This is a genomic window from Clostridium sp. DMHC 10 (assembly GCF_001270375.1).
Lineage (GTDB): Bacteria > Bacillota > Clostridia > Clostridiales > Clostridiaceae > Clostridium_S > Clostridium_S guangxiense.
The window spans coordinates 1-14,392 of record NZ_LGVB01000004.1; the positions used below are offsets into that span (position 1 = coordinate 1).

Consider the following 14,392-nt stretch of genomic DNA (forward strand, 5'->3'; position numbering starts at 1 on the left):
GATTAATTTAAGCAGATATAAGGGAAGTGTTAAATAATATGGATTATAAGGCTATAGAGCAGATTATTAAGACAGCCGGTGAGTCTGGGCTTACATTCCTTGAAATAGAGACTGAAGGAATGAGAATAACAATGAAAAAGGGAAATGACAATGATGAGCCTAAAGTAAAAAACGAAGAATGCGTTCTATCTGAAGCTGAAAATAAGCAGGATGAAGCTGTAATAGAAACAGTAGAAAAGAAAGAGGATCAAAGTAAAAAGGTTCAGGATGAAAACATAGTTTCAGTTGTTTCACCTATAGTCGGTACTTTCTATGCTTCATCAAGCCCTGATACAGAAGCTTTTGTTAAGGTTGGATCTAAGGTTAAAAAGGGTGATGCTCTTTGTATAATAGAAGCAATGAAACTTATGAATGAAATAGAAGCAGAAGTAGATGGTGAGATAGTAGAAATATTAGTAGAAGATGAACAGATGGTGGAATATGGTCAGGAACTATTTAAAATAGCTTTGAAGTAAATTGGAGGCAGGTGTTTTTAATGAGTTTAAATATAGAACAGATTATGGAGATTATTCCTCATAGATATCCAATGCTTTTAATAGATAGAGTTGAGGAAATTGAACCTGGAAAAAGAGCAGTTGGATATAAAAATGTTACTATGAATGAACAGATTTTTCAGGGACACTATCCAGGAAAACCAATAATGCCAGGAGTTCTTATGGTTGAGGCTCTAGCACAACTTGGAGGAGTTGCAATTTTAAGCTTAGATAAGTATAAGGGGAAAAAGCCTATACTTGGAGGGATAAAAAATGCTAAATTTAGAAGAATGGTGGTTCCTGGTGACGTTTTAAAATTAGAAATTGAAATTGTTAAAGTTAAAGGACCAGCTGGAATTGGCAAAGGAGTAGCAACTGTTAATGGAGAGAAGGCAGTAGAAGCCGAAATTACATTTATGATAGTGTAAGGAAATGGAGCGAGTAATATGATTAATAAAGTTTTAATTGCTAATAGAGGTGAAATAGCAGTTAGAATAATAAGAGCATGTAGAGAACTTGGAATAGAAACAGTGGCAGTGTATTCAGAGGCTGATAAAGAATCAATGCATGTTTACTTAGCGGATCAAGCGGTTTGTATTGGACCTGCTAAGTCAAAAGATAGTTATCTTAACATGGAAAATATAATAAGTGCTACAGTTCTTACTGGTGCTCAAGCTATTCATCCAGGCTTCGGATTCTTATCCGAAAATGGAAAGTTTGCAAGAATGTGCAGTGAATGTAATATAGTTTTCATAGGACCCGATGCTGAAACAATTGAAAACGCAGGCAATAAGGCTAAAGCTAGAGAAATGATGATAAATGCAGGAGTACCAGTTATTCCTGGAGTAAATGGAACAGTAGATACTGAAGAGCAAGTTGTAGCTGAGGCGAAGAAAATAGGATATCCTGTTATGCTGAAGGCGTCTGCTGGAGGTGGAGGAAAAGGCATAAGAATAGTAAAAGAAGAAAGTGAAATTATAAAAGCCTTTAGAACAGCTAAAGCTGAAGCAAAAGCAGCCTTCGGTGATGATACTATGTACATGGAAAAGTTTATAGAAGAGCCAAGACATATTGAGTTTCAAATACTTGGAGACTTACATGGAAATGTAGTTTATCTTGGAGAAAGAGACTGCTCAATGCAAAGAAGAAATCAAAAAGTACTTGAAGAAGCACCATCTCCTATTATGACTGAAGAACTTAGATGTGAAATGGGAGAAGTTGCAGTTAAAGCTGCAAAGGCTGTTAACTATAAAAATGCTGGTACTATAGAATTTTTGCTGGATAAACATAATAACTACTATTTTATGGAAATGAATACCAGAATACAAGTTGAACATGGCATTACAGAGCTTGTTACAGGAATTGATCTTGTTAAAGAACAGATAAAAATTGCCAGCGAAGAGGAATTATCATTTAAACAAGAAGATATAAAGATACAAGGGCATGCTATTGAGTGTCGTATAAATGCAGAAGATCCAAAGAAAGGCTTCATGCCTTCTCCAGGGAAAATAAAATATTTTAATGTTCCAGGTGGACCAGGTGTAAGACTTGATACAGCTGTTTATCAGGGATATGATATACCACCGAATTATGACTCTATGATTGGTAAGTTAATGGTTTATGGCAAAGATAGATATGAGGCTATAAACAAGATGGAGAGAGCTCTTGGAGAATTTATAATAGATGGTGTTGATACAAATATAGATTTTCAATATGATCTTATAAATAATCCAAAATTCGTATCAGGTAAGTATGATACAAGTTTCATAGAGAAGGAGGTATAAAATGTCTCTGTTTAAAAAGAAAAAATATATAACTGTAAGCAGCGAGAGGCTTAATGAGCTTCAAAATACAGAAAATAATTTGCCGGTTATACCTAATGGCATGTGGGTTAAATGCCCAAAGTGTGGGAGTATTCTGTATAAAAATGATGTACAAGATAATTTTAAGGTTTGCCCTAAATGTAATGGGCACTTTAGAGTGAATGCTAGAGAAAGAATAGACATGATAGTTGATGAGGGTACTTTTGAAGAATTTGATGCTAATATGTCAGCCGTTAATCCACTTGATTTTGATAAATACGAAGATAAAATAAAAAACATGCAGGAAAAGACTGGATTAAAGGATGCTGTGGTTACAGGCAGAGGGGATATATATGGGCAGAAAGCGGTTATAGCTGTTATGGATAGCAATTTTATGATGGGAAGTATGGGCTCTGTTGTGGGAGAAAAAATAACGAGAGCAATAGAAAAATCCACCGAAGAAAAGCTTCCGGTAATAATTTTTACGACATCTGGTGGAGCGAGAATGCAAGAGGGTATGTTTTCACTAATGCAAATGGCAAAAACAAGTGCTGCACTTGCAAAACATGATGAAAATGGACTCTTGTATATATCCATTTTGACAGATCCAACAACAGGTGGTGTAACGGCAAGTTTTGCAATGCTTGGAGATATCATAATTGCAGAACCTAAAACACTTGTTGGTTTTGCAGGAAGAAGAGTAATCGAGCAGACTATAAATCAAAAGCTTCCAGAGGATTTTCAAACCTCAGAATTTCTTTTTAAACATGGTTTTGTAGATAAAATTGTGGAAAGAAAAAAATTAAAAGAAGTCTTAGGAAAAATTTTAGAGATGCATGCTAGGAGGTGATAGGATGAATATAAAGAAGAGTTTGACACCATGGGAGAAACTTACTATTTCAAGGGCGATAGAAAGACCTACGTCTTTAGATTATATAAGTGAAATATTTGATTCGTTTATTGAACTTCACGGGGATAGAGGATATAGAGATGATCCAGCTATTGTTGGTGGAATAGCAAAACTTGCAGGTAGAAGTGTGACCGTAATTGGTCAGCAGAAGGGTAGAAATACCAAGGAGAATGTTGAAAGAAACTTTGGTATGCCATATCCAGAAGGCTATAGAAAGGCTTTAAGACTTATGAAGCAAGCTGAGAAATTTAATAGACCTGTTATATGTTTTGTAGATACATCAGGAGCATATTGTGGAATTGGTGCCGAAGAGAGAGGACAGGGTGAAGCTATAGCTAAAAACCTTATAACCATGGCAAATCTAAAAACACCTATAATTTCAATTGTAATAGGTGAAGGAGGAAGTGGTGGAGCTCTGGCAATGGCAGTAGCAGATGAAGTATGGATGCTTGAAAACTCTGTATATTCGCTTCTATCTCCAGAAGGCTTTGCAAGTATATTATGGAAAGATGCTACAAAAGCTAGAGAGGCTGCCGAGGTTATGAAAATAACTGCTCAGGATTTAATGCACTATGAAATAATAGATAAGGTTATAGATGAGCCTAAAGGCGGAGCACAGAGTGATGTTCTTAGTGTCGCAGAAACGTTAAAAAGAAACTTAATTGAAGATATAAATGAATTATGCTGCGAAGGTACAGATGAACTTATAGAAAAGAGATATGATAAATTTAGAAAAATTGGCAAATATATGGAGTAATTAATTAATAATAATAATAATAAAGTTATATGCCTAAAATTAGCTATATATGATAAACATAATGGCTAATTTTTTGTAATTTTTTACAAAAAAGCGTGTATTATATTGACTATTGTAAATCAATAGCCTATGCTTATAATAAAGCTAGCAAACGTTTTCATAAAAATATATGTTGGGGGATAAGTTATGGTTTTTAAGAATGTAGTAATAAAGAACAAATTAGGACTCCATGCAAGAGTTGTTACCCTTGTAGTAAAAAAGGCATCTGGGTTTAAATCTGACATATTTATAGAGTTTAATGGCAAAAAGGCAGATAGTAAAAGTATAATTAATGTACTTGCTTTAGGAGCAAATTGTGGGGCACAAATAAAAATCACGGCATCTGGACCAGATGAAGCACTAGCACTTGATGAGATGGCAGCAGTGTTTGATAAGGAATAATGGTACACTAAAGTTGAATATTCGTGCTTAAAAATATATAATTAGGTATGATTGTAATTTTAAATTGTGCCCATAATTAAAGCGGGTACAATTTTTAGAAATGAGTGATTTCATGGAAAAAGTTTTGGTGGTTTCTGAAAAACCATCTGTTGGAAGAGATATAGCACGGGTATTGAATTGTAGAACCAAAGGGGAAGGATGTCTTATAGGGAGCAAATATATTGTGACCTGGGCAGTGGGACATTTGGTGACCTTGTGGGAGCCAGAAGAGTATAATCCTATTTATAAAAAGTGGAGATTTGATACTTTGCCAATAATACCCGAAGTGATGAAGATAAAACCCATAGAGGATACAAAAAAACAGTTTGATATACTTAAAACCTTGATGAATAGAGCAGATATATCATCTCTTATATGTGCAACAGATGCGGGAAGAGAAGGAGAACTTATCTTTAGATATACTTATGAAGCGGCGGGATGTATTAAGCCATTTAATAGATTATGGATATCTAGTATGACGGATGAAGCTATAAAGGAAGGTTTTGAAAGCATAAAGCCTGGAAGTGAATATGATAATCTTTATTATTCAGCAAAATGCAGATCTGAAGCTGATTGGCTTGTTGGAATGAATGCAAGCCGTGCATATACATTAAAGTATAACGTGCTTTTGAGCGTTGGAAGAGTTCAAACTCCAACACTTGCAATAATGACGGAGAGACAAAAAGAAATAAACAATTTTGTTCCAAAGGATTATTGGGAAGTAAATGCTGAATTTGATGGATTTAAAGGAACCTGGTTTGATAAAGATACAAAAGAAACAAAAATAGTTGATATTAAAAAAGCTCAGGAAATTTCAAATAAGGTTAAGGGAAACGACGGTAAGGTAATAAGCGTAGAAAATAATAAGAAAAAGCAAGTACCCCCACTTTTATATGACTTAACTGAACTTCAAAGAGATTGTAATAAAAAATTTGGATTTTCTGCTCAGAAAACTTTAGATATTATTCAAAATTTATATGAAAAAAGAAAAATGGTTACATATCCTAGAACAGATAGTAGATATTTAAGCCATGACATGGTTAATAAAGTTAAAAATACTATAGCAAAACTCAATATTGAGCCTTATAAGGAGTTTTCAGCAAATCTTCTAAGCATGAAAAAGCTTCCTTTTACAAAGAGGATTATAGACGACTCTAAGGTCACAGACCATCATGCCATAATACCTACTGATGTGAAGCCGAATATTCAAAGCCTTAGTAAGGATGAGTTTAAAGCCTATGATCTCATAGTAAAAAGGTTTATGTGCGTATTTTATCCTAACTATGAATATACCATAACTAAAATAACCACTGAGGTTTGTAATGAAGACTTTCTAACAAGAGGAAAAACAATATTAAAGCTAGGATGGATGGAATTTTATAAAGATGATGGTAAGTCTAAAAAGGGCGAAGAAGATGATGAACTTCCAAAACTTAAGAAGAACGATAAAGTGGAGGTTAAAGAAACTGAAATTCAACAGAAAAAAACTAAACCTCCAAGCGCATATAATGAGGCCTCTCTTCTTTCGGCTATGGAGAATGCAGGCCGTTTTGTTGAGGATGAAGAACTTAGAGAACAGCTTAAAGAAGGCGGAATAGGTACACCAGCAACAAGAGCGGCTATAATCGAAAGGCTCATAAGCGTTGGATATATAAAAAGAAAAGGAAAGGCATTGCAGCCAACAGATAAAGGCATGAAGCTTATAGAAATTGTTCCGCCAGAATTAAAATCTCCAGAAACTACAGGAAGATGGGAAAAAGGTCTTACTTCTATTGCAAGAGGAAAGATGGCGTCTGAAAGATTTATGCAGAGTATTCAAAGATATGTGAGATACATAATACAGGAATCTGCTAAGATGAATAGATCAATCGTATTTGAGGACAGTAGTAAAAATAAGCTGCCTGCTAACAAAAAGCCTGCGGAGGTTTTAGGTAAGTGCCCTTTATGCGAAGGGGGAGATATTCTAGAGAATTCAAAAGCATTTTATTGCAGTAATTGGAAATCTGGATGTAAATTTACTTCATGGAAAAATGCTTTAGCTGCCTATGGAATAGAAATCAGTAAGGAGCTTATGAAGACTCTGCTTAAAGAAAAAGTTTTAAATAATGTGTTTGGGATAAAGCCAAGTACTAAAGAAAAAACTGTATATACTCTTAAAATGAATAATTATGGTGCAGTTATCATTAAAGAGCAGTAATTTTATAGAAAATAAAAAGTTTTAAATTTGTTAATAATTTGTATTTCTTATTGTAACAATAATAGGTTACCATATAAGTATAGCAAGTGAATATATAAATCCCTCATGATTGCATTTTATATGAAAACAGTTGGCTAGTCCCCCTATCCAACTGTTTTTATTTTTAGGCTTTGTTTTAAAACATAGTCTATTTTTATAACAATTTTATAAGGACAACGATTAAAAAATCTTGACTTGAAGCTTATTTAAAATTAATATTATATGTATGAAAATATTTACATTATTTATATAGAAAGGAATAATTATGGGAAGAAGTGAGAATTCAAGGAGTAAAAAAAGAAAAAATAAAATTAGAAATTTAATTGTATTTATTTTGTTTGAATTTATATTTACTGCTGTGACTGCTTTACCGGTTGCTCTTTACGGACCATTTAAAAATGTAAGAAATGCTATAGTTAGTACTATTATGGCTACAGGTTCGCATCAATACATAGCAAAATGGTTTTTTAGTGATGCTAAAATAAACGCAATAATAAAAGAAGAAAATAAAGCTGAAAATGCCATTGACAATAAAAAAGTTGAGCGTGTAAAAGTGAGTTATAACAATGATGGAGTTATAAGATATGATCCTACAGTTAGTGATTACAATGCCATTGTTTATGTAATTAAAAATCCTAAAAGAGTTAAAATAGGGTACGCAAATAAAATAGGATATGTAGGAGATACAACACATGATATAGCTAAAAGATACAATGCGCTTATTGCAATGAATGGAGGATATTATGTGGATACATCTGGAAATGGAACAGGGGCAATTCCAACGGGGTTTGTTATTTCTGATGGAAGAATAGTTTATCCTAAGAATAAAAGTAAGTGGGATGAAAAAATGGATGATGTAATGAGTATTGATGCATACGGTAATCTTTCTGTTGGAAAAAAATACTCTCCCAATGAGCTTATTAAAGATAACATAAAGAATGCCTTTGTAACAGGACCATATATTATAAAAGATGGTAAGGATCATATACAGGATGATGGAATGGATGGATTTAGTCCAAGAACGGTTATAGGGCAGGCAGAAGACAAAAGTATTATATTTTTAACTGTTGATGGAAGGCAGGGACTAAAATTAGGAGCGAATCTCAAGGATGTACAAAGAATAATGAGAAGTTTTGGTGCAGTTAATGCGGTGTGTCTTGATGGAGGAGGTTCTACAACAATGTATTATAATGGCGAAGTTATAAATAATCCTTCTAGTGCTACTGGCGAAAGAGCTGTGCCAGATATATTGTATGTAGAACGTTAGTGAGGTGAAGACAATATGAAAAAAGTAACGAAGGTAATTATTTGGGTACTTATTTCCTTGGCACTTCAATCTGTAGTACTCCTTTATTTTAATAACTTTTATACAAGAGATAAAAAGATTACTTACAAAAGAATTGATGTGCCAAGTGAAAAAAAGACAAATGTTAAAGCCGATATTCCATATGATGCACGTAATATTGAGGCATCTTCTACTGGAAAATTTGTATCGTATTATTTAAAAAATTCAATTCATGTTATAACAATGAAGGATAATAAGGATAATGTTATTAAATTAAATGTGCCCATAGAAAATGTAAGTATAAACTGGATGTCAAGTGATGATAAACTTATGGTTATAGAAAGAAAGAATGCTGATATAAAGGTTTCAACATATGATCCAAAGGAGACAAAGGAAAATAAATTAATTAAAAATTTGGATGTTAATAATGAATGGAAATCTTATCCTATTAACAGCAATTATAAGATTACTGGGATTCAGCAAAACAATAAAAACACATTAATATACTTAAAAATTACTGAAAATGGTTCTAAAAACTACAGTTTTTTAAAAAAATTGGATATATCAACTGGGATAAAAAAAATGGATTTGCCAATACATAACATAGGCAATTATTATATTTTTAAAGCTGAAAATGTAGTTGTATTTGAAGATGAGGTTGATAAAAAAATTTATGCAGCACATGAAGTTAAAAAAGATGTATGGCGTACTCAGCCGCTTCAAATACAAGGAGTGACTGGTTTAAAGCTTCTTTACGTAGATGACAATGGAATAGTTTATGTAGGTAAGTTTGTGAATGGTAAGATTAATGCAATTTATACATGTGATATTTCTACAGGAAAGGCAGAAGGCAGCTCTAATAAAATAACAGCGGTTAAAGGCAATTGGAACAAAATTACATTAAAGACCAAAGTTGATTCAAAACACATATATGTTTCAGATCTTGGAGATATATATACAGTAGATAATGAAAAAGGAATAATACTAAATATAAAAACAGGAAAAAGATTTTCTTTTAAAGGTACCTATGTTTGTATGTTTGGAGATAGTACTGGCGGTGGAATAATAAGTTTAAGTGATGGTAAGATTATAGAAACTGTGATTTAATAAAAATTCATGAAATTATAATTTTATCATTGACACTAATTATAAGAAGTAATATAATCTATTTTAAATACGAAGAAGAGAAGAGTAATTTTAATGAAATTTTAGGGATAAAACATCTCTGAAAACTTGAAATTTTATTTGTACTAAAATGATATCTTCTGGGTGTTATGGTGCAAATAAATTTCATTAGTTGAAGTGGTTTATCCATGTAAGCGAATCGGGTTTGGTGCGAGCCGAGAAAAGTTATTAAAATGAAGGACATCTCGGAGTAGATTATTTGAAATTTAAGGCATCTGAAAAAAATAACAAGTCCATATTGTGAGATGATTTTGTGTAATACGAGAAAACTGGTTCCGTTAATACTAGGCAGTCTTAGCGGGTTCAGTCGACGAAATATTACACAAAATTAGCCACTAGATGGACTGATTATTTTCTTGAAGATGCCTAAGTAGGATAATCCGGTTTCTACCGTTAAAAGGTTAAAGTGAATCAGCTTATTGATTAAGTAAGGATGGTACCGTGGGAATATGCTCTCACTCCTAATTGGAGTGGGAGCTTTTTTTATTAGAGTACAGACTACAATGAATGTGAATTTACCTTCCTTACGTAAGATAAATCTTAAAACTTATGTATTACCAGCTTTGCTGAGTATGATTGTATAAGTATTAAATTTTAAGATTTTCAGCTTCAGCAGAAAATCACCTTTCATTGTGAATTGTGAACTGTGAATTGATTTAAGTTGGTTAATCAGGGTGGCACCGCGAATGATTCGTCCCTTTTATATAATTTTAATTAGTAAATCGCTATTTGAATTTGTAAAATCTCGATGTTTCTAGGAATTTTACGAAAATCAAATAGCAGAGTTACTTTGAAATTTGTATCAGGGACGTTTTTTATACAAAATTTTATAGGAGGAATCAGACTATGGAAAGATGTTTAGTAAATGAGGTTCAAAGTAATTTAGAGAAAACAGTAAAACTTCAAGGATGGGTTCACAGAATAAGAAAACTTGGAAAGATTGCATTTATGCTTTTGAGAGATAGAACAGGAATAGTGCAATGTGTAGTAAGCACAAAGCAGGTAGATATAAAAGATTTAAAACTAGAAAGTGTGATTGAAGTTAATGGAGTTGTTAAAAGGAACAAGGATGATTTTGAACTTCAAGTAGATAATTTGAAAATAATGTCTTTGGTAAAAGAAGATCTGCCTATAGAAATAAATAGTGAAAGCATTGAGGCAAATATAGACACTATTCTAAATCATAGAGTTTTGAGTATGAGAAATGAAAAGATAAATGCGGTATTTAAGGTTGAAGCAGAAATTGCACATGGTTTTTCTAAATTTTTAGAGCAGGAAGATTTCACAGAGATATTTACACCAAAGATAACTGCTGAAGGAGCAGAGGTGGAACAGAGCTTTTTGAATTAAAGTATTTTGATAGGAAAGCATATCTTGCACAAAGTCCTCAATTTTATAAGCAAATGATGGTTGCAGCGGGATATGAAAGAGTGTTTGAAATAGGTCATGTCTATAGAGCAGAAAGTCATGATACTAAAAGGCATTTAAATGAATACGTGAGTATGGATTTAGAAATGGGATTTATTAATGATGAGATGGATTTGATAAAGCTTGAAGTTAAACTTTTAAAGAATATATTTAAGCATATAAAAGAAAAATGCCAAAAGGAAATTGAACTTCTTAAAGTTGAAATCCCAGAAATACAAGATGAACTTCCAGTTATGACGCTTCAGGAAGCAATAAAAATATTAAGAGATAAGTACAATAAAACAGAGCTCACAACGGATATAGATCATGAGGGAGAGGAACTTATAGGGGCCTTTATAAAGGAAAAATATAATTCTGATTTTGTATTTTTAACACACTATACTAGAGAAAAAAGGCCAATGTATACAATGCCTTGCGGAAAAAATTTAACACACAGCTTTGATCTTATTTTTAGAGGAATGGAAATAACAACAGGAGGTCAAAGAATACATGACTATGAAATGCTTAAAAAGGGCATGATAGAAAAAGGATTAAATCCAGATGATTTTAAAAATTATTTGGATACCTTTAAATTTGGAATGCCTCCTCATGGCGGTCTTGCAATAGGGCTTGAAAGACTTACAATGAAACTTCTAAAACTAGATAATATAAGGGAGGCAGAAGCGTTTGTAAGAGATAAAAAAAGACTGCTACCTTAGCAGTTGATAGATGGCACTAGAAGCATATAAACTGGAATTTAACTCAGAGCACAGAGTACAAAGTACAGAGTACAGTGAAGGATGATTTTTCTCCGCTATGCTTCGAAAAATCTTAAAACTTAATACGCGCAAAGCGCCTAAAATATAGTGTTCAGCGCAGCTGACACTATCAAGTTATAAGATTTACCTAAGCGAAGCAAAAGGTAAATCCACCTTCATTGTACTCTGTACTTTGTACTCTGCTTTACAACTTCCAGTTTGTCGGGATAAAATTGAAACTTATAACTTCTAAGTTACTTGAGTATAAATTAATATATTATACTTATAATTGTAATATGATTGTCACAATTATAAGTTATTATATAATCATAGCAAATGAATCATTCCCCTATAAAATATCATAGAAATAGAGACAGCTGGACAGTCCCCCTATCCAGCTGTCTTTCGTTATAATTTACAGTCCATTTAAATGTAAATTGACAGCTATTTTAAGCTAGTGTATTATTTAAGGCAATAATATGTGTAGGAGGAAAAATAATGAATGAAGATAATATTAGTATGTCATGTAGTGCACTAAGTTTTTTTGCACTTGTTGGGGCATTTATATTTGGTGGCATAGCTGGAAATACTAAAAACCCTTATTATTTACTAGGAGTACTAGCTGCAATTATATTAATCATTATAATTACATATGTAAAGGCAGCACTAATAAATATAGTTAATTATAGAAATTTTAAGGAGCACTGGGGTAATTTTCAAAAGAGAAAAAGAAATTTTAAATCGACTCAAAAGTTTTTTACGCTTGCAAGAAAAGAAGATAGCAATTTTAGTATTGACGATCAAACCTGGGCTGATCTTAATATGGATGAATTATTTCAGCTTATTGACAGAACAGTAACTTCCCCTGGTGAAGAAATGCTTTATAAAATTTTGAGAGAACCAGAGCTTAAAGAAGAAAAATTATTAGAGAGAAATAGAGTTATAAAGTTATTTAAGAATAATGCTGAAATAAGAAACAAAATTGGAATAGAACTTGTTAGACTAGGGAGAATGAGCGACAATGGAGTCTATTCTATAATAACTAAGGATTTTGATGTGAATTATAAATATAAATATTTATTCGATTTCTTAGCATTAGCCTTCCTAGTAGCTGTTATCACAATACCTATTTTCAAGCTTAAATTTATCATAATAGCTGGCGCTTTGTTTGTTATAAATAATTTGCAGCATGGTAAATTTAAAAGGGATGTTGAATCATATATAAATTCTCTTGGATATCTGAATGGCATAATACATGGAGCGGAGAGTATATCTAAAATTAATAATGATGAAATAAAACACTATACTGAAATTTTAAAAAGAACTTCTAAAAGCGTATCGGTAATAGTTAAGCAAACAGCTGGACTTCAAGCATCAAATGGCTTAGAGATCCTGTTGTTGACATGTTATATTCTGTATTTTTAATAGAAGAAAGAAAGTTTTTTTCATCAATTAATGATATAAAAAAAGTATAGAGCTGATTTAAAAGAACTTTACAAGACTTTAGGTGAACTGGATGCATTAATGTCTGTAGCTTCGTTTAGAGAATGGATAGGAGCAGCTTGTACAGAGCCTGAATTTGTAAGTGATGAAAATACTATAGAAGCTGAGAAAGTTTATCATCCTTTAGTAGAAAAGGCAGTGGCAAATTCAATAACTTTAGAAAACAAGGGCATAATACTTACAGGAACCAATATGTCTGGAAAATCGACATTTCTTAGAACAATTGGCGTAAATGCACTTTTAGCTCAAACTATATATACGTGCACTGCAGAATCCTACAAGACAAGCTTTTTCAAGATAATGACATCTATAAGTCCAGAAGATAATATATCTTCAGGAAAGAGTTATTATTTTAGAGAGGCAGAAGCTCTTAAAAGAATAATAAACGAGTGCGGAGACGAACCTGTTTTATGTATTGTAGATGAGATATTTAGAGGAACTAATCCTGTTGAGAGGGTTAATGCAGCGGCTGAAATATTAAATTACATAAGTAGACATAATACCCTTACGCTGGTAGCAACTCATGACCTTGAGCTTACAGAAATTCTTAAGGATAAATATTTATGCTATTACTTTACAGAGGATATAAATGAAGAAGGTCTTAAATTTGACTACAAAATAAAAGAAGGTGTATGTAAAAATAGAAATGCAATAAAACTTTTAAAATATCTTGAATATCCTGAGGAGATAATACAAAAAACTAATGAGAGACTCTTAAAAATATAGGAGGTTATTTCATGGAGGATATTAATAAAATTTTTGGGGAAATAGATTATCACCTTATGAATGATTCAAAACCATCTGAGTATTTAAATACATTACTTAAGGAAAATAAACTTAATAAGTATCCATTTAACATGCTGGGTGACCTTGAAAAAGTAGAACAGGAACCTAAACATCATCCAGAAGGCAATGTATGGAAACATACAATGCTTGTAGTTGACAATGCAGCTCAAAGTAAAGATAAAAGTTCAGATAAAAGAGCTTTTATGTGGGGGGCACTTCTTCACGACATAGGTAAAGCAAAGGCAACTAAGGTAAGAAAAGGAAGAATAACTGCCTATGATCATGACAAAATGGGAGAGGAACTTGCAGAAGAATTTTTTAAATGCTTTAATGAACCGCAGGATTTTGTGAATAAGGTTGTTAAGCTTGTAAGATGGCACATGCAGACATTTTTTATTGCCAAAAACATGTCGTTTGCAGAGCCGGAAAAAATGAAAAGCGAAACTTCTACTTCTGAAATAGCACTTTTATCATTATGTGATAGACTTGGTAGAAAACCCATTTCAAAGGAAAGAGAAAAAGAAGAAAGAGAAAGCATTAACACTTTTCTTAGGAAAATGAAAAAGATTTAAACTTAAATAGAGTAGAGAGTAAAGAGTAGAGAGTAGAGTGAAGGATGATTTACCTTTCGTTTCTCTTAGGTAAATCTTAGAACTTATTAGCATCAGCTGTGATGAACACTATATTTTATGCAATGCGTAAGCATTAAGTTTTAGATTTTACGCAGCGATAGCGGAGAAAAATCTACCT

General features: G+C 32.4%; 12 protein-coding genes and 1 pseudogene. All 13 read left to right on the top strand.

Features of this window, described 5'->3' with window-relative positions; all coding sequences use genetic code 11:
* The first annotated feature begins 38 nt into the window (after positions 1-38).
* The 13 genes and pseudogenes from accB to AGR56_RS00455 all read left to right on the top strand — a co-directional run bounded on the left by accB (position 39) and on the right by AGR56_RS00455 (position 14,214).
* A complete protein-coding gene (accB, locus tag AGR56_RS00400) occupies positions 39-515 on the top strand; it encodes an acetyl-CoA carboxylase biotin carboxyl carrier protein (RefSeq protein ID WP_053240694.1) in 477 nt (158 codons plus the stop codon).
* A gap of 20 nt (positions 516-535) precedes the next feature.
* Positions 536-961 (top strand): 3-hydroxyacyl-ACP dehydratase FabZ, encoded by a 426-nt coding sequence (gene fabZ, locus AGR56_RS00405; protein ID WP_053240695.1) that lies wholly within the window; start codon positions 536-538, stop codon positions 959-961.
* An 18-nt stretch (positions 962-979) separates the two neighbouring features.
* Complete coding sequence (locus tag AGR56_RS00410) at positions 980-2,317, top strand: acetyl-CoA carboxylase biotin carboxylase subunit (protein ID WP_053240696.1); 1,338 nt, start codon at positions 980-982, stop codon at positions 2,315-2,317.
* 1 nt (position 2,318) lies between these two features.
* Complete coding sequence (gene accD / locus AGR56_RS00415; RefSeq protein ID WP_053240697.1) at positions 2,319-3,185, top strand: acetyl-CoA carboxylase, carboxyltransferase subunit beta; 867 nt, start codon at positions 2,319-2,321, stop codon at positions 3,183-3,185.
* A 4-nt stretch (positions 3,186-3,189) separates the two neighbouring features.
* The gene (locus AGR56_RS00420; protein ID WP_053240698.1) at positions 3,190-4,002 is read left to right on the top strand and encodes an acetyl-CoA carboxylase carboxyltransferase subunit alpha; all 813 of its coding nucleotides are present in this window, start codon (positions 3,190-3,192) and stop codon (positions 4,000-4,002) included.
* Positions 4,003-4,188: 186 nt separating this feature from the next.
* Positions 4,189-4,443, top strand: coding sequence for an HPr family phosphocarrier protein (locus AGR56_RS00425; RefSeq protein WP_053240699.1), 255 nt, complete (start codon positions 4,189-4,191; stop codon positions 4,441-4,443).
* A gap of 112 nt (positions 4,444-4,555) precedes the next feature.
* Positions 4,556-6,679 carry a DNA topoisomerase 3 gene (locus tag AGR56_RS00430; RefSeq protein ID WP_053240700.1) on the top strand — a complete coding sequence of 708 codons (2,124 nt, stop codon included), beginning with the start codon at positions 4,556-4,558 and terminating at the stop codon, positions 6,677-6,679.
* Between the two features lie 304 nt (positions 6,680-6,983).
* Positions 6,984-7,985 carry a phosphodiester glycosidase family protein gene (locus AGR56_RS00435; RefSeq protein WP_053240701.1) on the top strand — a complete coding sequence of 334 codons (1,002 nt, stop codon included), beginning with the start codon at positions 6,984-6,986 and terminating at the stop codon, positions 7,983-7,985.
* Between the two features lie 15 nt (positions 7,986-8,000).
* Entirely contained in the window at positions 8,001-9,110 is a 1,110-nt protein-coding gene (locus AGR56_RS00440; protein ID WP_053240702.1) for a hypothetical protein, read from the top strand.
* 924 nt (positions 9,111-10,034) lie between these two features.
* Positions 10,035-11,314, top strand: a pseudogene (gene aspS / locus AGR56_RS00445) (aspartate--tRNA(Asn) ligase).
* A 537-nt stretch (positions 11,315-11,851) separates the two neighbouring features.
* Complete coding sequence (locus AGR56_RS20990) at positions 11,852-12,778, top strand: hypothetical protein (RefSeq protein ID WP_242851219.1); 927 nt, start codon at positions 11,852-11,854, stop codon at positions 12,776-12,778.
* A 99-nt stretch (positions 12,779-12,877) separates the two neighbouring features.
* Positions 12,878-13,582 (top strand): hypothetical protein, encoded by a 705-nt coding sequence (locus tag AGR56_RS20995; protein ID WP_242851220.1) that lies wholly within the window; start codon positions 12,878-12,880, stop codon positions 13,580-13,582.
* An 11-nt stretch (positions 13,583-13,593) separates the two neighbouring features.
* Complete coding sequence (locus AGR56_RS00455; RefSeq protein ID WP_053240703.1) at positions 13,594-14,214, top strand: HD domain-containing protein; 621 nt, start codon at positions 13,594-13,596, stop codon at positions 14,212-14,214.
* The last annotated feature ends 178 nt before the right edge of the window (positions 14,215-14,392 follow it).

Excerpts from the sequence above, each read along its gene's own strand:
- accB (WP_053240694.1), top strand. The coding sequence starts at position 39 with ATGGATTATAAGGCTATAGAGCAGATTATTAAGACAGCCGGTGAGTCT.
- fabZ (WP_053240695.1), top strand. The coding sequence starts at position 536 with ATGAGTTTAAATATAGAACAGATTATGGAGATTATTCCTCATAGATAT.
- AGR56_RS00410 (WP_053240696.1), top strand. The coding sequence starts at position 980 with ATGATTAATAAAGTTTTAATTGCTAATAGAGGTGAAATAGCAGTTAGA.
- accD (WP_053240697.1), top strand. The coding sequence starts at position 2,319 with ATGTCTCTGTTTAAAAAGAAAAAATATATAACTGTAAGCAGCGAGAGG.
- AGR56_RS00420 (WP_053240698.1), top strand. The coding sequence starts at position 3,190 with ATGAATATAAAGAAGAGTTTGACACCATGGGAGAAACTTACTATTTCA.
- AGR56_RS00425 (WP_053240699.1), top strand. The coding sequence starts at position 4,189 with ATGGTTTTTAAGAATGTAGTAATAAAGAACAAATTAGGACTCCATGCA.
- AGR56_RS00430 (WP_053240700.1), top strand. The coding sequence starts at position 4,556 with ATGGAAAAAGTTTTGGTGGTTTCTGAAAAACCATCTGTTGGAAGAGAT.
- AGR56_RS00435 (WP_053240701.1), top strand. The coding sequence starts at position 6,984 with ATGGGAAGAAGTGAGAATTCAAGGAGTAAAAAAAGAAAAAATAAAATT.
- AGR56_RS00440 (WP_053240702.1), top strand. The coding sequence starts at position 8,001 with ATGAAAAAAGTAACGAAGGTAATTATTTGGGTACTTATTTCCTTGGCA.
- AGR56_RS20990 (WP_242851219.1), top strand. The coding sequence starts at position 11,852 with ATGAATGAAGATAATATTAGTATGTCATGTAGTGCACTAAGTTTTTTT.
- AGR56_RS20995 (WP_242851220.1), top strand. The coding sequence starts at position 12,878 with ATGTCTGTAGCTTCGTTTAGAGAATGGATAGGAGCAGCTTGTACAGAG.
- AGR56_RS00455 (WP_053240703.1), top strand. The coding sequence starts at position 13,594 with ATGGAGGATATTAATAAAATTTTTGGGGAAATAGATTATCACCTTATG.